Source organism: Paraburkholderia dioscoreae, assembly GCF_902459535.1.
Taxonomy (GTDB): Bacteria; Pseudomonadota; Gammaproteobacteria; order Burkholderiales; family Burkholderiaceae; genus Paraburkholderia; species Paraburkholderia dioscoreae.
Genome location: NZ_LR699554.1, coordinates 2,691,761 through 2,711,177, shown reverse-complemented (window position 1 = coordinate 2,711,177; position 19,417 = coordinate 2,691,761). Strand labels below are relative to the sequence as shown.

General features: G+C 63.3%; 14 protein-coding genes. 5 read left to right on the top strand and 9 right to left on the bottom strand.

Annotation, left to right across the window (positions count from 1 at the left end; translation table 11 throughout):
• Positions 1-101 precede the first annotated feature (101 nt).
• Positions 102-1,283 (bottom strand): porin, encoded by a 1,182-nt coding sequence (locus tag PDMSB3_RS32315; protein WP_007177964.1) that lies wholly within the window; start codon positions 1,281-1,283, stop codon positions 102-104.
• A 413-nt stretch (positions 1,284-1,696) separates the two neighbouring features.
• Positions 1,697-3,031 carry a YihY/virulence factor BrkB family protein gene (locus PDMSB3_RS32310; RefSeq protein WP_007177963.1) on the bottom strand — a complete coding sequence of 445 codons (1,335 nt, stop codon included), beginning with the start codon at positions 3,029-3,031 and terminating at the stop codon, positions 1,697-1,699.
• A gap of 224 nt (positions 3,032-3,255) precedes the next feature.
• Here PDMSB3_RS32310 and PDMSB3_RS32305 point away from each other — a divergent pair, with 224 nt between their 5' ends.
• Positions 3,256-3,795 carry a YbaK/EbsC family protein gene (locus tag PDMSB3_RS32305; protein WP_007177962.1) on the top strand — a complete coding sequence of 180 codons (540 nt, stop codon included), beginning with the start codon at positions 3,256-3,258 and terminating at the stop codon, positions 3,793-3,795.
• 406 nt (positions 3,796-4,201) lie between these two features.
• Complete coding sequence (locus PDMSB3_RS32300; protein ID WP_007177961.1) at positions 4,202-5,761, top strand: methyl-accepting chemotaxis protein; 1,560 nt, start codon at positions 4,202-4,204, stop codon at positions 5,759-5,761.
• Positions 5,762-5,796: 35 nt separating this feature from the next.
• Here PDMSB3_RS32300 and PDMSB3_RS32295 read toward each other — a convergent pair whose 3' ends face one another.
• From PDMSB3_RS32295 to PDMSB3_RS32270, 6 genes are all read right to left on the bottom strand, one after another.
• Positions 5,797-7,284, bottom strand: a complete 1,488-nt coding sequence (locus PDMSB3_RS32295) for a SulP family inorganic anion transporter (RefSeq protein WP_007177960.1) — start codon at positions 7,282-7,284, stop codon at positions 5,797-5,799.
• 294 nt (positions 7,285-7,578) lie between these two features.
• Positions 7,579-8,169 (bottom strand): BPSL1445 family SYLF domain-containing lipoprotein, encoded by a 591-nt coding sequence (locus PDMSB3_RS32290; RefSeq protein WP_007177959.1) that lies wholly within the window; start codon positions 8,167-8,169, stop codon positions 7,579-7,581.
• A 214-nt stretch (positions 8,170-8,383) separates the two neighbouring features.
• The gene (locus PDMSB3_RS32285) at positions 8,384-9,772 is read right to left on the bottom strand and encodes an FAD-binding oxidoreductase (RefSeq protein ID WP_165189073.1); all 1,389 of its coding nucleotides are present in this window, start codon (positions 9,770-9,772) and stop codon (positions 8,384-8,386) included.
• A 1,365-nt stretch (positions 9,773-11,137) separates the two neighbouring features.
• Positions 11,138-12,358 carry a hypothetical protein gene (locus tag PDMSB3_RS38250; RefSeq protein ID WP_165189071.1) on the bottom strand — a complete coding sequence of 407 codons (1,221 nt, stop codon included), beginning with the start codon at positions 12,356-12,358 and terminating at the stop codon, positions 11,138-11,140.
• A gap of 324 nt (positions 12,359-12,682) precedes the next feature.
• Positions 12,683-13,345, bottom strand: coding sequence for a ligase-associated DNA damage response endonuclease PdeM (gene pdeM / locus PDMSB3_RS32275; protein ID WP_165189069.1), 663 nt, complete (start codon positions 13,343-13,345; stop codon positions 12,683-12,685).
• On the bottom strand, positions 13,342-15,990 hold the full coding sequence (locus tag PDMSB3_RS32270) for a ligase-associated DNA damage response DEXH box helicase (RefSeq protein WP_165189067.1): 2,649 nt from the start codon (positions 15,988-15,990) through the stop codon (positions 13,342-13,344). The genes pdeM and PDMSB3_RS32270 overlap by 4 nt, the downstream gene beginning before the upstream one ends.
• A 287-nt stretch (positions 15,991-16,277) precedes the next feature.
• On the opposite strand from PDMSB3_RS32270, the gene PDMSB3_RS32265 reads away from it, so the two are divergent.
• A complete protein-coding gene (locus PDMSB3_RS32265) occupies positions 16,278-16,679 on the top strand; it encodes an FKBP-type peptidyl-prolyl cis-trans isomerase (RefSeq protein ID WP_035516750.1) in 402 nt (133 codons plus the stop codon).
• Positions 16,680-16,778: 99 nt separating this feature from the next.
• Complete coding sequence (locus PDMSB3_RS32260) at positions 16,779-17,240, top strand: DUF488 domain-containing protein (RefSeq protein WP_007177953.1); 462 nt, start codon at positions 16,779-16,781, stop codon at positions 17,238-17,240.
• A 48-nt stretch (positions 17,241-17,288) separates the two neighbouring features.
• On the opposite strand, the gene PDMSB3_RS32255 is transcribed toward PDMSB3_RS32260, so the two are convergent.
• Positions 17,289-17,519: a hypothetical protein gene (locus PDMSB3_RS32255; protein WP_007177952.1), complete on the bottom strand. Its 231-nt coding sequence runs from the start codon at positions 17,517-17,519 to the stop codon at positions 17,289-17,291.
• A 344-nt stretch (positions 17,520-17,863) separates the two neighbouring features.
• Here PDMSB3_RS32255 and PDMSB3_RS32250 point away from each other — a divergent pair, with 344 nt between their 5' ends.
• Positions 17,864-18,937 (top strand): DUF6765 family protein, encoded by a 1,074-nt coding sequence (locus PDMSB3_RS32250; RefSeq protein WP_165189065.1) that lies wholly within the window; start codon positions 17,864-17,866, stop codon positions 18,935-18,937.
• The last annotated feature ends 480 nt before the right edge of the window (positions 18,938-19,417 follow it).

Here is a 19,417-nt window from a genome sequence, read left to right as displayed (position 1 = left end):
TATTGCAGAAGAAGTCTCAGCACGAAAAAAAACCAGCCACAGGCTTCTCGCCCGTGGCTGGTCTTCAACTGCGTGTTGCTTCAGCAGTCCGTCAAGTCAGATTAGAACTTGTGGCGGATGCCCAGGCTGACCAGTTCTTGCGAGCTGGAAGCCGAGTTGTAGCTATACGAACCGATTGCTGCGCCTGCATTGACCAGCGTGCCGTCCGCGGCGCGTTGCTGGCCGCTTGCGTGCTGATATGCGCCAACCAGGTAGATGTCCGTGCGCTTCGACAGGTTGTAGTCGCCGCCCAGGGAGACCTGGTGATACGTTGCGCCCGAATCGCCGCTAGCCTTGGTGTAGGTATAGCCCACGCCAACCAGCATTGCCGGCGTTGCCTGGTAACCCAGGTATGCGGCGCCGATGTTGTACTTCTCGGTCGAACCGAAGCCCGAGTTCGCGTCCGGCTTGTACTGCGCGTTGCTGTAGCGCAGGTTGGCCGTGAACGGGCCCGTGACGTATTGCACGGCGACCGAAGCGATGCCGATCGACTTGGCTGCCACGTAGGCACCGTTGACCTGGTTGTCGAACGTGCCGTCCGACGTGCTGCCGTTCCAGCCCACCGAGCCTGCCGACGTGCGGCTAGCCAGCGTGTTGCCGTTGTCTGCGCGGAAGTAGCCGGCAGCAACGCTGAACGGACCCGTTGCGTACGTTGCAGCGCCCGACCACGTTTGGCCCGAACCCGTCTGGCCAGCCACGCCGCCCAGAGCGTACATGCCTTCGAACTGGAAGCCGCCCCACACCGGCGAGGTGTACTTGATGGCGTTGTTCGTGCGCGAGGAGTTGTCGTTGTTGTCGACGTCGCCCGGCGTGGCGAAGGTCGAACCGAAGTAGTTGTCAGCCGTCAGCGGCTGAACCATGTCGACCAGCGGATCGTATTGACGACCCAGCGTGAACGTACCCCATTGATCGCCCGTCAGGCCGACGTAGGCTTGACGACCGAACATCTTGCCGCCTTGACCCAGCTTGCCGGTGTTGAGGTCAAAGCCGTTTTCCAATTGGAAAATCGCCTTCAGGCCGCCGCCGAGATCTTCGGTGCCTTTCAAGCCCCAACGATCGCCTTGCAGGTTGCCGCCGACCAGGCCGACCTGATTCGCGTTCTTGCCGGAAGCGTCGACCGTGTTGTGGGCGAACTGAACCGATTCATCGATCAAGCCGTACAGGGTAACGCTGCTTTGAGCGTGTGCGACGCCAGTGACGCCGAGGAGCGCCAGCGAGAGGGTAGACAGTGCGATTCGTTTCATCCATTTCTCCACGCAGATGATTAGTTTGTTGTTGCGGGAAGGAGAATAGCGCAGAGGTCTATCCGCTAGAACTGGAAAAAAAAGACTGTCTCCAAAAACTGACAACCGACGCAAAGCCTTGTATTTAAAGCGCGTTAACGATTATTCCTGTTTCAGCAACATTTATTCCCTAGCCAAGCATTATTGTTGTTTTGTTGACAGTGACGACTCTGGCACCTTCACTTTCGACACTTCCTTGAAGGTGCTTCGTAATCTAGTCGTCTAGTTTTTTTGGTCGCTTTGCAGGATCTGCATAAAAATTGCGATGCGTTTTGCTTGACGCAGGCGCTGGACAGGTTCGTCGTGCTGTGGTCAGGCGCGACCATGTTGGTGCATAGGTGCGGCCAGACGGGGTCCGGTTGAAACGCGAGGCGTCAGGAATTGCGCTCGCTGTCGCTATCGCGGGCGTTGCGGCGCGCGACGGTCGCCGCTGCCAGCCCGGCAGCCGCGGCCAGCAACATCGAAGGCCACGGGTGCCGCCGCACGTAGCGATCGGCCGCGACGGCTTTGCGGCTCGCCTCGATCAGCGTGTCGGCGGCGATGCGGGTCGCTTGCGCTTCGGCCGAGACGACGCTGCGGGCGAGTTTGACCGCAGTCGCTCGCGCTGACGCCGTGTTGCCGGATTGCTCCCGAAAAGCCGACGCCGCCGTACCGCCCGGCGCGTTTGCAGTTGCGTCGCGCCCGGCGGCGGCGAGCGCGGCGTCGCTCGAAGCGGTGTGCGCCTGTGCGGCCATGTGGGGCGCAGCATCCGCACTGACCGTCGATGCCGCCAGCACCGACGCAAGCTTGGCGCGGCTGCCGGGCGGCGTGTCGTCCTGCATGCCCCAGCCTCCGCGCGGGTCGTGCATGCGCCCGCGCGCCGCCGAAAACTCCGCGCCGAGCAGCAGCACAGCGGCCGAGAAGTACAGCCACATCAGCAGCACGGCGAGCGAGCCGGCCGCGCCGAACGAACTGGCCATCCCGGCGTGCGCGATATAAAGGGCGAACAGCTTCTTGCCCGCGGAGAACAGCACGGCGGCGACAATCCCGCCGACAAACGCATCGAGCCAGCGCACGCGAGCGTCCGGCAGAAACTTGAGCAGGCCGGCGAACGCACACGCCAGCACCAGCAAGCCGACGCCGAGTTGCAACAGGTTGCCGATCACGACGTACGGCGAGTCGCCCCAGAGCCACTTGCCGACGAAGGTGATGATCGTATCGAGAACCAGCGAAACGATCAGCAGGAACGCGACGCCCAGCACCAGGCCGAACGAGATCAGGCGCACGCGCACCAGCGCGATCACGCTCGACGACCGCGGCCCCGTATACGGCCACACTATATTGAGTGCGCTATTGAGCGACGAGAAAGTGGCCGAAGCGCCGATCGCCAGCATCGAGAACGAAATGATCGCCGCGATGCCGCCGGCGCTGCCGTTGTGATGAGCGTTCTCGACGATGGTCTGCACGCCCGCGGCGGCCTGGTCGCCGAGCAATCCGTGAATGTGGTCGAACAACTCGCCGCGCGCGGCTTCCGCGCCGAAGACCCAGCCGGCCACGGCGATCACCATGACCAATGTGGGCGCAAGCGAAAACGCGGCATAGAAGGCGATGCTTGCGGCCATGGCCGCGCAGCGGTCCTCGGCAAACTGTCTGAAGGCGCCGATGGCCCAGTTGGCCTGCTTGCGGGCCGCCAGTTGCAGGTTTTCGGCGGAAAGCGTGTCCATGTCCATGGTCGTGTTTCTCAAGAGGTGCTGACGCCGCGCGGGCAAGGCGATAGGGCGGGGTGAACCGCGGGGGGAACCGTCGAGGCAGCCTTGACGCAGTCTTCGCGTGAAAGCTTTCGCAAACCTTGTGCCTGTCACTATAACAAGCGGGACCGGCGTGCGCGGAGCCCGCGCACCTCGGCTCAGGCGTGCCGTTAGAATGCCGGGGATCCTCATACACTTTGCTCGCCATGCACTCGCACGAACTCATACAGCAGTTGGATGTCATTCCGGCCGAACAATTGGGCGCCCATTTGCCCGCGCATGTCGTCGAGCAGTTGCCGGCGCAAGGCGTGACGGTTTTCTCCGTCTCCGACGACGCTTCGGATACCGCCGAATTCAGCGCGCGCTACGGTTTCGGTCTGGAAGACTGTGCGAACACCATCGTGATCCGGTACAAAAAGGAGGGCGCAGAGCATTACGCAGCGCTGGTCTCGTTGGGTTCGCTGCGTTTGGACATCAACGGCGCGGTGAAGGCGGCCCTGGGCGCGCAACGGCTTTCGTTCGCGAAGCGGGAAGCGGCCGTGGAGCATAGCGGCATGGAGTTCGGCGGTATCACCGCCTTCGGCTTGCCGGCCGACTGGCGCATTCTCGTCGACGCCGCCGTCATGGAGCGGAACCAGATCGTCATGGGCGCGGGCGTGCGAGCCGCCAAGTTGTTGCTGGCGCCGGACGTGTTGCGTCAGTGGCCGCGCTGCGAAGTCGCATCGCTGACGCTGCCGGCGGAGTAACGCCTCGCTTGCGGCCTGCGTGTGCGATCCGGTTGGGAGACGGCGCCGTCACGTCGGCCACTCCGTGGGCCGCGCTAGCTGGGTCCACCAGGTCGGGGGCAGCGCCAGCCGGTTCCGCCAGGTCATGAGCCGCGCCAGTCAGCTCCGCCCGGTCGGGGGCCACGCCAGCCGGGTCCACCCGGTCACGAGCCGCACCAAATCAGGTCCACCCGGTCATGAGCACGCCCGTCGGGCCCGCCAGGTCGCAAGTAGCGCCAGCCCGGTCCACGCCTTGGCCGTGTGGCTGCGGCCGATCGGCAAGCCCTGAAGTTTTTTCCCGTTCCGCCGTTAATCCTGAAGATGGACATGAGCCGCCTGGGCGTCCGCCCTGGCAGCGCGTCGACGACAAGTACAAAGGGATACGGAGATGGAACGGTTTCGCCTGAAGGTGCGGCTCTGGCTCGCGCTAGCGGTAATGTGCATGGGTATTCTGGCAATCGGCCTGTGGGGCGCGTTCAAGACGCGCGACACGATGATCGCCGATCGCCAGGCTGAACTGAAGAGCGTGGTCGGCGTCGCGTATAGCGTGCTGGATCGCTATAACGGCCTCGTCGCCTCGGGCGCCATGCCGCTTGCCGACGCGCAGCGCACGGCGATGGCCGATCTGCGCGCCATGCGCTACAACGGTGCCGGCGGCTATCTCGTGCTCGAGGACGCGCAGGCCCGCGTTCTCATGCATGGCGTACGCGCCGACCTGGAAGGCAAGGACATGAGCGGCTTCACCGACCCGCAGGGGCGCCACGTGTTCAAGGACGGCTCCGACCTCGCCGAGCGCGAAGGCGAAGGCTTCATCCATCTGCAGTTTCCGAAGCCCGGCTCCAATGAAATGGCGCCGAAGATCAACTTCGTGCGGCTGTACAAACCGTGGGACTGGACGATCGTCACCGGCGTATTCACCGACGATATCGACGCCGCGTTTTACACGACGCTCGTGCAGTACGTGGGCGCCGCGCTGATGCTGTGTGTGGTGGTGTCGCTCGTGATCGGCGTGATCCTGCGCAGCATCCTGCGGCAACTCGGCGGCGAACCGGCGTACGCGGCGCAGATCGCTGCCCGCATTGCCGACGGCGAACTCGACCTGGTCGTGGAGACAAAGGCGGGCGACGAAACCAGCCTGCTCGCGGCAATGCGGCGCATGCAGCAGCGCCTCGCGCAGGCGATCGCGCAGATTCGCGGCGGCGCGACGCTGATCTCCACGGTGTCCAACGAAATTGCCGCCGGCAACGCGGACCTGTCGCGCCGGACCGAGCAGCAGGCCACCGCGCTCGGCGAAACCGCGTCGAGCATGGAGCAGATCACCGCGACCGTGAAGCAGAACGCCGACAACGCCAGGCAGGCCAGCCAGCTCGCGCATAACGCATCCGAGACGGCGGTGCGCGGCGGCGAAGTGGTCGGCCAGGTGGTCGAGACGATGCGCGGCATTTCGCAGTCGTCGCACCGGATCGGCGACATCATCGGGGTGATCGAAGGCATTGCGTTTCAGACCAACATTCTCGCCTTGAACGCGGCAGTCGAAGCGGCCCGCGCCGGCGAGGAAGGACGCGGCTTCGCGGTGGTGGCCGGCGAAGTGCGCAGCCTCGCGCAACGCAGCGCGGCGGCGGCCAAGGAGATCAAGACGCTGATCGAGGAGTCCGCGGCACAGATCGAAGGCGGCTCGCAGTACGTGAGCCGCGCTGGCGAAACCATGCAGGAAGTCGTGCAGGCGGTGCGCCGCGTGACGGACATCATGGGCGAGATCAGCGCGGCTTCGGTGGAGCAAAGCTCGGGCATCGAGCAGGTCAACATTGCGGTGGCGAGCATGGATCAGACGACGCAGCAGAACGCGGCGCTGGTGGAAGAGGCGAGTGCCTCGGCGGATGTGCTGAAAGCGCAAACCGGCCAGCTCAGCGCGGCGATTGCCGTGTTCACGCTGCCGGAAGGCCGCTGACTCGCGGCACGCGGCTGGGCGAAGCGCGCAGTTCGTTACGCCAATGCAATTCCGGCGCGACTCAGCAGACGCTGGTTGCGCTCGGACAGATTCTTCATGCGCAACTGTTTGCCGGCTTTCCGATAGCGCTCGACGAGGCCTTGCAGCGCCGCGAGCGCGGAATGGTCCGCCAGCAGCAGATCGCGGCAATCGATCGTGACGCGCTCGGGATCTTGCAGCGGGTCGAACAGCTCGTGAAAACGGGCGGTCGACGCAAAAAACAGCGTGCCGCGCGGCGCATAGATCTTGTCGTCGGCGCGATCTTCGACATGCGCATGAATTTCGCGGGCGTGCTGCCACGCGAAATTGAGCGCGGCGATCACGACGCCGCATAGCACGGCGATCGCCAGATCGGAGAACACGGTGATGATGGTGACCGCCACGATCACCAGCGCGTCGTGGCGCGGCACTTTGCCCAGCACTCGTAGCGAGCCCCATGCGAAGGTCTGCTGCGCCACCACGAACATCACGCCGACCAGCGCCGCCAGCGGAATGCGTTCGATCAGCGGCGACAGGAACAGGATGTACATCAGGATCATCACGCCGCTGACGATTCCCGACAGGCGCGAACGTCCGCCCGAATTGAGGTTGATCATCGTCTGTCCGATCATGGCGCAGCCGCCCATGCCGCCGAACAGACCCGAGGCGATATTCGCCGCGCCGAGCGCGAGGCATTCACGGTTCGGCTGGCCGCGGGTTTCGGTGATCTCGTCGGTGAGATTGAACGTGAGCAGCGTTTCCAGCAAACCGACGATCGCCATCAGCACCGCGTAGGGCAGCACCACATGCAGCGTGTCCAGATCCAGCGGGACGCCCGGCATATGCAGACCCGGCAGGCCGCCTGCAATGTGCGCCATGTCGCCGAGCGTGCGCGTGGGCAGGTGCAACACCTGCGTGAGGAGCCCGACGCCGACGATAGCCACCAGAGCGGGCGGCGCCGCGCGCGTGAGTCGCGGCAGCAGATAGACGATCGCCATGGTCAGCGCGACGAGTCCGCCCATCATTATCAACGCGCTGCCGTGCAGCCATTGCTCGCCTTGCGGCGTGCTCTGTCTGAAGTGCGCAAGCTGCGCCGTCGCGATGACGATCGCCAACCCGTTGACGAAACCGAGCATTACCGGATGCGGCACCATGCGGATCAGTTTGCCGAGCCGCAGCGCGCCGAATAGCACCATCAGGATGCCGCTGAGGATCACGGTGGCGAGCAGATATTGCGCGCCGTGTTGCACGACGAGCGCCACGATGACCACCGCCATCGAACCGGCGGCGCCGGAGATCATGCCGGGGCGTCCGCCGAACAGGGCCGTGATGGTGCAGATGAAGAAAGCACCGTACAGGCCCATCAGCGGATTGAGATGGGCGACCAGCGCAAAGGCGATGCATTCCGGCACCAGCGCGAAAGACGAAGTCAGTCCTGCAAGGACATTGCTTTTGATGCCGGGCAGCGCGGCAAGCCAGCCGTGAGTGGGACGAGCGGTGTTCATCTTCAGCGAGGTGGGAAGTCCGGGCAAACAGCGTGCATGGATACGAGACGCGCGGCTTCGAACAGGTGAATGTCCCGGCCTGAGTTGCAGCGCTGGCCGGGAAGATGACAGAAGGGCTGGATTTTACAGCAGTGCGGAGAAGGTGGCCGGTAATGCGTTCAGTGAGCGTACAGTGGCGCCAAGGGTTCGCGTCGGGTCAGGAAGGGGCCCGCTGTAGGTGTCCACGCGGCCCCCGACGAATGGAGCGCGCATGCCGCGCAGCCGGTCAGGCGGCTGCGCGGCATGCGCGTGCGCTCAGATCATCAGGCGCGAGACTTTGGTGCCTTCGAGCGATACGCCGGCCATCAGGCCGCCGTTCGTCAGGACAAAGGCTTCGACCGGGCTGGTGGCGGTCGAGGTGTCGACCGCTCCGTTCGCGCCGACCTTTAGCACGGCGACGGTCGCGTCCGCGCCGGCTGCCCACCCCTGGCTGCCCAGGAATTTGTCGAGCGCGTCCTGCGTCATGAAGAGGAATACGAGAGCCTTGGACTGCGCGCCGATCTGCAAACCGAAGGAGCCCGCAACGGTGCTGTAATAGCCCGCCGTGCGGCCGGCCACGCGCAACGCCCCTTCGCCGTACTGGCCGCCGACCCAGAAGCCCGCCGAGATCACAGACGGGAACACCAGAATGCCGCGTGCTTTCGCCACCAGTTCGCGCGAACCGTTGACGTTCGCGTAGAGACGCGAGAGCGTGGAATCGACTCCCGCATTGATCGTGTCGCGCTTGCCGGCGTTGGCTGAAGACGATGCGCTCGAAGACGGCGACGTGGTCGTGCAGCCGGCGAGGCCAAGGCCCGCCGTGGCGAGGGCGGCGCTGGTGGTCATGATGAATTGTCGTCTGCGCATGTTGTTTTTCCTTGTGCGTTATTAAGTTATGAAGGCTGGGTTTCTCGTTTCCTGGCGAGCAATCGTACCGTGACGCAGGTGAACCGTACGTACGTCGATTGCTGATCAGCATTTAGCGTGCCTAGCCCCCGCATTTGCGTGCGTATTGGCGGGTCGGGCCCGCCGGCGCGGGAACGGGCGCGCGAATCTCGCGCCGTTCCTCGTGCTTCTATGACTACACCGACGGTCGGATGTTCTGGTTGCAGCGGAACAGGTTGCGCGGATCGTAGCGGTTTTTTACCGCGACCAGCCGTTCGTAGTTCGGCCCGTAGGCGTCGGCGACCCGGCCGCCTTCCTCCTGCGTCATGAAGTTAACGTAGACGCTGCCCAGCGCGAAGGGTGCCGCCGCGTCGAAGAACGCGCGAGCCCACGCGATGCAGCGCTCGTCGTCGCTTGCGTCGTCCCACCGGCCGTGCACGTTCATCGCGTACAGCGTGTCGCGGCTCGAATAGGCGGTGGCTTCCACGGCCACGCGCTGGGTCTGCGCGCCGATCTGTCCGAAGAAAATCTCGCATTGCGGTGACGGCAACTGATCGATCGCGCTGAGCAGCGCGTCGACGAGCCCGTCCTGAATCTCGCCGAGATTGTGCGATTTCCAGTAATTGCGCGCGCCTGGCGTGAGTAGCGGGTCGAACGCCTGCTGCCACGCGACAAACGGCATCGGGCCGAGATGTTCACCAACCGGCGTGCCGAATGCGCGTACGAATTCCACCGCGGCCGGACCGCTTTCGACGGGCCCTGTATAGCACATCGCGAACACGATCACCGGTTTGCCGTGCACTTCGGGCGGCAGAAACGGCAGCGGCGGCGCGAGCCGCAGCACGGCCCACACACTCAGTTCCTCCGGCATGCCGGCGTTCGCCGCGCGGTATTTGAGCAGGGCGTCCCGTGCCTGTGTGAGCGGCAGGACGACGAGGCCGCCGTATACCAGCGGTCCCACCGGATGCAGAGCGAACTCGAATCGCGTGACGACGCCGAAATTGCCGCCGCCGCCGCGAATCGCCCAGAAGAGATCTTCGTGCGAGTCGGCGCTCGTGTTGAGGAATTCGCCCTCGGCGGTCACGACGTCGGCGGAAACCAGATTGTCTATCGTCATGCCATATCTACGGCTCAGCCAGCCGAAGCCGCCGCCGAGCGTCAGGCCCGCGACGCCGGTGGTCGAATTGATGCCGAGCGGAGTGGCGAGCCCGAATGCCTGCGCTTCATGGTCGAAATCGTGCAGCGTCGCGCCCGGTTCGACATAGGCACGCCGTGCCGTGGGATCGATATGCACTGATTTCATCTGCGACAAGTCGAGCACCACACCGTCGTCGCACAATGCGCTGCCGCCAATGTTGTGGCCGCCGCCCCGAATCGCCAGCGACAGGCCGTTGTCGCGCGCGAACGCCACACCCTGGCGCACGTCGGCTACGCCCGCGCAACGCAGAATGACTGACGGATGCCGGTCGATCATCGCGTTCCAGATGCTGCGTGCCTGATCGAAGCTGGCGTCGCCGGGCAGCAGAACCTGTCCCCGGACAGCAGTTTTCAATTCGTCGACGGCGCTGCTGGACACAATAACCATGGTTCATCTCCTGAGATAGTGGAAGACGCTCGCAGAACACTATTCAGCTGGCCAGAGCAAATCGGAAGTGTCCTGAAAGGTTGTTTTGCGTCCAGTAAACGAGCCTGCTTCCTGAAGTCAAACAGAGGTAAACCCGCGTTTTTTAGCGGCCGTGCGCGAGAGCTCGCGCGACAGGCATCCGCGGGCCGCGCCGGTGACGATGACTCGTCTCGATGCCGCGGATGGTGGAAATGCTTCGGAAAAAGACGCTGCCAGGAAGTGTTGGTTGTGCGGCGGTGTGGTGGTTGCATAGCGACACTTTCCAGTTCGACTCGCCGAGGCTTGCGCGGGCGACATGACTGGACGCGTTTGCTATTGGGATGGTGGGCCGCGGCCGTGCGCGGGATGTCTGCCTGAAGCGGCGGCGCCCGGTTCCTCGTCTTTTGTCGCGAGAGTGGGTTTTTACCTCTTGTGATGGCTCGCGACTGCGCTCGTTTATTCACTCGCCGTTTTTGTGTTTTGCTGAATCACCGAGGAATGATGACTCAGAGTAGGAAATCCTGAGTTGCGCTGTCTGTGTGATTGCGCTCACTCCCATCTCGATAGTGGTTTTTTTATGTTCGGAGAAACACATAGCGTTTCTTTTTCGCTATGTGACGGCAACGGCGATATCGGCTTGATGCATTCTGCGAGGCTTTGGCTCCAGTGCGAAGTTAATAGTTCGGAGTGCGTATATAAAGGGAGGAATTTCCGGATTTTGATGAAACGGTAATTGACGATCTCTGACAGTTCGGGCGCGCAATTAATCGCTAAAGAAGTCGGCGATGTCACATTGCGTGGGCTAGCGCACGGTCACTGAATGGCGCTCCGCATAACTTCAATGTCCATCAGGCCCAGCTGTGTCCATTTAAAAATCAGTTCGTGCACAGCCAATCGTTTCTCTCGAATCACGTTGAATCGGACCGGGGTTTTCCGCGAGAGAAATGCCGGATGTCATGCGGTTTTGTGTGACGCGCGGCAAAGACGACTGGGTGTTGAAGTTTCATTTTTAACAGTGAACAGAGAGTCACTTGTTATCCAGGCCGGTCTTTCAAGGCATATAGTTAGGAGAATGAAATGAAAAATAGAAACGGGGATGCTCTGGCGTTGGGGACGCGCCGGGCGGTATTTGCAGTTGCCGTGAGTTTGTATGCGGCGATGGCGGGTGCGCAAACGAATCAGGCGCCGTCTGCCGCGCCGTTGGTCAGTCCGTCGAGGATGATGGTTGCGCAAGCGTTGCCGATTGATTGTCCGTCGTTCGACGCGCCTGGCTGCAAGCGGGAGAGCGATGACATGGTGACGCCCGGCGGAATTGGAGTCGCTGCGGCGGCGGGCGGGTTGGGATCGCTATCGGCTGCGGGCTCGCAAAGCGGCAGTGGCGGCGGGACTTCGTCGGCAGGGGCGGCAGCCGCGGGCAGTGGCGGCGGGAATGGTGGGACGAACTCTGGCTCGGCGGGACTTGGTGCCGGGAGTACGGGCAGTGGCGGCGATGGGAAGGGAGGCGCGGGAGCGGGTGGTGGTGGGACTGGGGGTGGTGGGACTGGCGGTGGTGGGACTGGCGGTAGTGGGACTGGCGGTGGTGGAACTGGCGGTGGGGGTGATGGCGGGAATGGTGGTGGCACCGGCGGCGACGGTGGTCACGGCGACGGCGGTCATGGCGACGGCGGTCATGGCGACGGTGGTCACGGCGACGGCGGTCATGGCGACGGTGGTCACGGCGACGGCGGTCATGGCGACGGTGGTCACGGCGACGGCGGTCATGGCGACGGTGGTCACGGCGACGGCGGTCATGGCGACGGTGGTCACGGCGACGGCGGTCATGGCGACGGTGGTCACGGCGACGGTGGTCACGGCGACGGCGGTCATGGCGACGGTGGTCACGGCGACGGCGGTCATGGCGACGGTGGTCACGGCGACGGCGGTCATGGCGACGGTGGTCACGGCGACGGCGGTCATGGCGACGGTGGTCATGGTGACGGCGGCCACGGCGATGGCGGTCATGGAGACGGCGGCAAGGGCGGAAACGGTCCAGGCGCAGGCGGCTTCGGCAATGGTGGCCACGGCGATGGCGGTCATGGAGACGGCGGCAAGGGCGGAAGCGGTCCAGGCGCAGGCGGTTCCGGCAACGGCGGCTTCGGCAATGGTGGTCACGGCGATGGTGGCCACGGAGACGGCGGCAAGGGCGGAAGCGGTCCAGGCGCAGGCGGTTCCGGCAACGGCGGCTTCGGCAATGGTGGTCACGGCGATGGTGGCCACGGAGACGGCGGCAATGGCGGAAACGGTCCAGGCGCAGGCGGCTCCGGCAACGGCGGCTTCGGCAATGGTGGCCACGGAGACGGCGGCAAGGGCGGAAACGGTCCAGGCGCAGGCGGCTCCGGCAACGGCGGCTTCGGCAATGGTGGCCACGGAGACGGCGGCAAGGGCGGAAGCGGTCCAGGCGCAGGCGGCTCCGGCAACGGCGGCTTCGGCAACGGTGGCCACGGCGACGGTGGCCACGGCGACGGCGGCAAGGGCGACGGCGGCAAGGGCGGCAACGGCCCTGGCGCTGGCAACGGAGGCCAAGGCCACGGCGGCGGTTTCGGTGGCGGTTTTGGCTCAGGCCACGGTGGCGGCTTCGGCGGCGGCTTTGGCTCAGGCGGCCACGGCGGCGGCTTCGGTTCAGGCGGCCACGGCGGCGGCTATGGCGGAGGTCACGGCGGCGGCAACGGCGGTGGTGGCGGCGGCGGCGGTGGCGGCGGTGGCCACTAACAGGCCAACTTTCCCCCATCGCAGGGAGGCCGGCAGACCGGCCTCCCTTCCGATGCCAGGCGGAGCGCGCGAACGAACACCGTCCGCTCGCTCCAGCCACCAACCCGCACGAGCCACAATCTCAACAAACCAGAACCCAACCCCTCATCGCACCACTTCGATCACCTTCTCCTGCACCACCAGAAAAACCTTCTCACGAGCCACACGGCCATCCTCACGCGCCCCTCCAGTAAAGCTCCCGAACGCAGGCAACACGCCACAGTTCACCCCGAACCTGAAACACGGAACCCGTACCGAATCGTTGCGCGTCGCAATCCGATACACCGGATGCACATGCCCCGCGAGCGCATACGCACCCTCGACCATCTGCGGGTGATGACACAATGCCCACGGTCCGAATCGCCAGGGCTCATCTACATACTCGACGCCGAGCGTCGCGGGCAGCGGGCCTGCATGCCGGTCGTGATTTCCTTCGACGAGCACCACCCGCAACGTGGCATGCCGCGCGCGCCAGACATGCAATGCTTCGAGCGTCTCCCCGGCATGCGCCTCGCGCGCATGCAGCAGATCGCCGAGAAACACGAGCATGGTCGGCTCGAACTGGGCGATCAGAATATCCAGGCGCATCAGATTGTCGGCGGTCGAACCGATCGGCACCGGAATGCCGCGCGCGCGAAACACCGCGTCCTTGCCGAAATGCGCATCGGCCACAAGCAGACAACGCAGCGCCGGGTCGAAAGCCGCGCGCAAACTCGATAGCACAAGAGAATGTCCGGCGATCTCCACCGGCAACGACGCCTGCTTCATGTGCGGGCCGCCTTCTCGAGTTCGGCCAGCATCCGCTCGACGCGATCCGCGAGTTTCTCCGTACTGACCTTCTCCCGCAAGCGTCCGACGATCAACGGAAACGCAAACGGCGTCGGTTTTTTCGGGCGTGTGACAACCACGCGGCTCGTGTTCATGCGTTCGAGCGCGGTGCGAATGCGCCGGGCGTCGAGTTCCTGCAGCAACACTTCGTCATCGGCCTGGTTGAGCAACAGATTGCCGCTATCGTGATTGCGAAAGATCTCGTAGAAGAGGCCGCTCGACGCTTGCAACTGCCGCGCGCTTTTCTGCTGTCCGGGATGCCCCTGGAATACCAATCCCGACACGCGCGCGATCTCGCGAAAGCGCCGCATGGAGAGCTCTGACGAATTGAGGCTCGCGAGAATGTCGTGTTCCAGTTCTTCGGGCGAGAGCAAACCGCCTTCGAGTTTCGCCGCCCAATCGAACGGTTGCGCGGACAACAGTTCGAAGCCGTAGTCGTTCATTGAAATGGAAAAGGTGCCGGGCTGCTCGCGCGCGATGCGCCATGCGAGCAATGCGCCCAAACCGATATGCGCCGTGCGCCCCGCAAACGGATAGCAAAAGAAATGATACCCTTCGCGCGATTTCACCAATTCCACTACCAGTACGCCCGGTTCGGGCAATGCCGACCACTTCTGCTGCAATTCGAGCAGCGGCCGCACGGCGCGCATTTCCGGTTCGTCGTAGATGCCGGAAGCGGCGCGCGCGAGCATCGTGAGCGTGGCGTCGGCGAGTTCGGAAGAAAGCGGCATACGGCTGCCGGCCCATTGCGGCATGGCTCCGCGCGACGACGTGGCGCGCCGCACCCACGCGGTCATATCCTGCACGCGGATCAATTCGAGGGCGCGTCCGCCGAACGTAAAGATATCGCCGGGCTTGAGCCGCGAAATAAACGATTCCTCGATGGCGCCAATCCGGCCGCCCGAGAGGTAGGCGACGTTCAAGGTGCCATTAGCGACGATCGTGCCGATGTTGTTGCGATGCCTTCGCACCAGATCCTCGCGCGGCACGTGGTACAGCCCGTCGCTTTCGCGTACCACGCGATGGTAATCGGGGTAGGCGCGTAACGCCGTGCCGCCGCCTTCCACGAAGCCGAGCGCCCAATCGAACTCGGCCTGCGTCAACTGCCGGTAGGCATAGGTACTGCGAATCTCGCCGTACAGTTCGCGCGCATCGAACCCGCCGCCGATCGCCACGGTAACGAGATGCTGCACCAGCACGTCGAACGGCTTCTCCGGTGTTTCGCGGCCTTCTATCTGACGCTTCCCGACAGCCTCGCGCGCGGCGGCGGCTTCGACCAGTTCGAGCGCATGCGTCGGCACGATCGTCACTCGCGAAGGGCGTCCCGGCGCGTGACCCGAACGGCCCGCGCGCTGCATCAAACGCGCGACGCCTTTGGGCGAGCCGATCTGAAACACGCGCTCCACCGGCAGAAAATCGACGCCCAGATCGAGGCTCGATGTGCATACAACCACTTTCAGCAAGCCGCTCTTGAGGCCGCGCTCGACCCATTCGCGCACTTCCTGATCGAGCGAGCCATGATGCAGCGCGATCAGGCCGGCCCATTCGGGCCGCGCTTCGAGCAGCGCCTGATACCACACCTCGCATTGCGAGCGTGTGTTGGTAAACACGAGCGAGGTTTGAGCTTCGCCGATCGCCTCGGCGACGGCGCCGACCTGGCGCATGCCTACATGGCCGCCCCACGGAAACCGCTCGATAGTTTCGGGTATGACGGTATCGACGATCAGCGCTTTGGGCAGCGCGCCGTGCACGCTTGCGCGTGGCGTCTTCACGGGCGCGAGCAATACATCGGCGGCGAAGGGCAGATTGCCGAGCGTCGCCGACAACCCCCATACCTGCAATTCAGGCCGCCAATGTGCAAGGCGAGCAAGCGCAAGTTGCGTTTGCGTGCCGCGCTTGTTGCCGAGCAACTCATGCCATTCGTCGACGATTACCAGTCGCACGTGCGCAAGCACGTCGCGTGCATCGGACCGCGTCAGCATGAGTGAAAGACTTTCCGGTGTCGTGACGAGCGCCGACGGCATGCGTCGATTTTGCCGTGCGCGTTCTGCGGACGACGTATCGCCGGTGCGCAACCCAACGCTCCACGGCACGACCAGTTCTGCCGCCGAACTTTGCAAGGCGCGTGCGGTGTCCGCGGCGAGCGCACGCATCGGCGTGATCCACAGCACGGTGAGCGGTTCAGGCTGCGCTCGGGTCGCGCGCTGGCGGGTAGGCGGCGTCGGCGTTGTCACGAAGGCGGCCAGTGCGCCGAACCAGACAGCCCAGGTTTTACCTGCGCCGGTCGTGGCATGCAGCAAACCACTCGCGCCACGGCCGATTTCCTGCCAGACCCCGCGTTGAAACTCGAATGGCTGCCAGCGGCGCGCCTCGAACCATGCGGCGAGTCTGTCGGCGAAGGGGCGGCGCGCGGCCGTTTCGTCGATGGCGAAAGGCAGCGGCTCGAAGGCCGGTTCGCGTGCGGCGAGCCGCGCCTGCTGTTCGCGGCTGCGCGGAATCCGGCGCGGTCGGGGAGCGCGCCGACGCTCGGGCGGCGCAGAGGGAGCGGGGACCGCACTCTCGTCGGACTCAGCCGGCTCGGTCATCGGAAGCGCTCTTTAGCATTGGATTCGCGTGCCGGCGACCGGCTCGAAGGGATTTCCTATGTGGACCGCCAAACCGGGCCGGTGGTTCACAACAGAATCTTCGCAGTTACGTACGCAGTTCCGCTCGTGTTCAAATGCGGAGGTGCCACGCACGTGGATCTGGCGTTGAAAAAGCAGGTGAGCGCAACTGCGGCGACGCGTGCCGGCGATCACCAGCGCGGCGGTCGTACTGGTGCGTCAGATGCGATCCGTTACAATGAGCCGCACTACCCATCTGGAGACTCGCTTTGAAATCTATCGTTGCATTGGTCGCAGCAGCTCTTCTGTCTTCAACGGCGATGGCCGCCGCGCCCACCACCGAAAAACTGCCTTCCGGTGTCGTGGTTGAACATCTGACCCAAGGTACCGGCGCCCAACCTGCCGCCGAAGATGTCGTCAAGGTCAACTACCGCGGCACGCTGGCCAACGGTACCGAGTTCGATAGCTCGGCGAAACACGGCGGCCCGGCCACGTTCCCGCTGAACCGCGTGATTCCGTGCTGGACGCAAGGCGTGCAGAAGATGAAGGTGGGCGGCAAGGCCAAACTGACCTGCCCGGCGGCGACTGCTTACGGCGATCGCAGTGTCGGCGTGATTCCGCCGAACAGTGACCTGACGTTCGAGGTCGAACTGGTCGGTATCGTCAAGTAAGCCGGCACGATGTGAACTGAGACTGAGCCCCGCTCCGGATATCGCAGCGGGGCTTTTCTTTTGCCGGGCACTGCGTCTGCCGCTGCCAGGGGCACTGTGATGAAACGCGAAAACAATGCCGTGCCGGTGGCCACCGTCGGTTTCACCGGTAAGACTGCGCAAGAGTTTTTCGATTTGCTGAAAAACGCAGAAGTGCAGACGGTTCTCGACATCCGCCTGAGCAACACGTCGCAACTTGCTGGCTTCGCGAAAAAACAGGATCTGCCTTTCTTTCTCGACAAGTTGTGCGGCGCAGCTTATCGGGAGATGCCCGAACTGGCTCCCGAGCCGGACTTGTTCAAGCGCTATAAGGCCAAAGAACTGACGTGGGACGATTTCGCGGACGCTTATGTCGAGCTGATCGCCAGGCGCCGGGTGGAAAGCAGTCTGGACGTCGATCTATTCCGTTCGGCCTGCCTGCTTTGCAGTGAACATTTACCGCACCGCTGCCACCGGCGGCTGGCGCTCGAGTACCTGAACTCGCGCTGGAACAGCCGCCTGAAAATTACCCACCTGTCGTGACCGCCGACCCGGCGGCGGCGCTTTCGTGCGGCGGCAGAAGGCCGGATTTCACTCGGACGGGGCGAAAAGCATCGAGATATAAACGATGGTAGATATGACCGTAATGCCGACCCCGACGAAAACTTTGGTGCGATTGAATTCCAGTCCGCCATTAATTGCCACGCAGATCCCGACGACGGACGCCAATGTACCGATCGTGGCCAGCAATACGTGAACCTTGCTGCGTATCAGCTTGCGGCGTTCCGGACTTGCGCCTTCTTTCCAGTTTTCGAGTTTCACGGGAATTATCCTTTGAGTTAGCGTGTAGTGGTCCGAATGCCTGGACCCGAAGTGATGCCGGCCAGTGTGCCTTTCGCATTACAAATGTTCCAATGGCACAAAGCATAACTGAGTCGCCAGGCCATGCAAATAACAAACACGCGAAAATGCAGCGCCTGATTGTCACAAGTGTATTTAGTGGCGGGGCGCATAGGGCCGCCCACGAAACATGAATGGCGCGACTTTTTTTAAAGTTTCAGTGCGCCGGGTCGTCTACTATCTACTCATGCGCCGACGTGACGTCTACCTCGCCGCGCAGTCAGGAAGATCCCGTCGTCATTCGCCGCGCGTCAGGAGCGCCTGCCATGAATATCGACTTCCACTACGGTGTGGTCTATATCGCCGCCCGCGTGGCCGGAATGCCGGCGGGCGACGCCCTCACCGTGGCGCATGCCTGTCAGTACGTCGACGATGCGACGACCGCGGGCATATTGCGCTTCAAGGGTGGCGAGACCTTTGAACGCTTTGCCACGGCGCACAAGTTATTCGACTACGCCACCACGGAGGACGACCAGAACCGTCTGGTATGGACGCCCTTTCATTTTCTGCCGGCGGCCGAAGGCGAGACCTTGCACGAAAAGGCCGTGTGCCGGCCGGATAGCACCGTAGCGCGTGAGGTGGTGCGGCGGGCGATCCTGCACCGGGACACCGAGACCGGACTGCATCGGCTGGGTGTGACGCTTCATACGTACGTCGATACATGGGCGCATCAAGGATTCGCCGGTATCGAAAGTCCGTGGAATCGGGTTCATCTGCTGGAGGCGCAAGACTGTACGCGCAAAGGCTGGTTCGCCAAACTCAAACTCGCCAGCGAGCATCTGATCGAACACATCGAGGAAGATATTCTGACCGTTGCGCTACCCGTCGGTCATGGCGCCGCGTTGCACTATCCTGACCAGCCGTGGGCGAAATGGCATTACATCGACGGTAGGAACGAATTCATCCAGCGACATAATCTGCCGGAATTCGTGCAGGCGGCCGAGATGGCGTGTCGGGCGGTGCGTGGCTATCTGGAGGGGCGGCAAGATTTCGAGAACCAGCCCGGCATGCCGGACAACGTGACAGAGGTGCTCACCGACTTGCTCAATACCAATCGCCACGAAGACGACAACGAGCGCTTGCGGCACATTTGCCGCGTTCTGAAGGCTGGCGGCATTCCGGGTTTGAAAGAGTCGATTCCGGAATACGTGCCCAAAGGGCCTGGCTCCTGGAAGTACCTGGCTACCGGTTTGAAGTTCGGCGACGACACCGGAGACAAGCCCGTGTGGACCGAAGCCTTTGAGAAAAGCGATTACAGGTTATTTCACGACGCGGTCAAGCAGCATCGCTTCGTGACCACACAGGAAATTCTGCCGACGCACGGATTGCGGATTGCCTGAACCAGCCAGCTTTCATCTGAAAGTGCGGTGCTATTGAGGTGTTCTAACGTGGCGCTATTCGGCGTCACTTCATTGACTCAGGTTCACCCTTACGGATTGCCGGGAGCTTTGCTGCTGAGTACGGCACGGCGGGATTCGTAACGCGGGGTTGCGGCGGGAAGGGTGAGGCAACACATCTGAACAGTAAAAAATGTACTGCTGCTCTTTGAATCTTCAAATGCTTACCTATAGTAGAAGCGGCTAATGCCGCGATGCACTGCGGCCAATCAACCCGGCGGGGCGCTGTCGCCGACCCGTGTGGCCTTCGGGCGCATTAGAAGAGAAGGGGGGAATGGCATAGGAAAAGACAGGAAAAGTGTGGCAACAGAGTAAAGAACCTGAAAAGTTCGTACTCCACCGGATGCATGATCGACTCGGACTCGTGTATTTATAGCCACGCCGAACTGCCTTTCTCGCGTCATTCGTGGCATAGTTCGATCG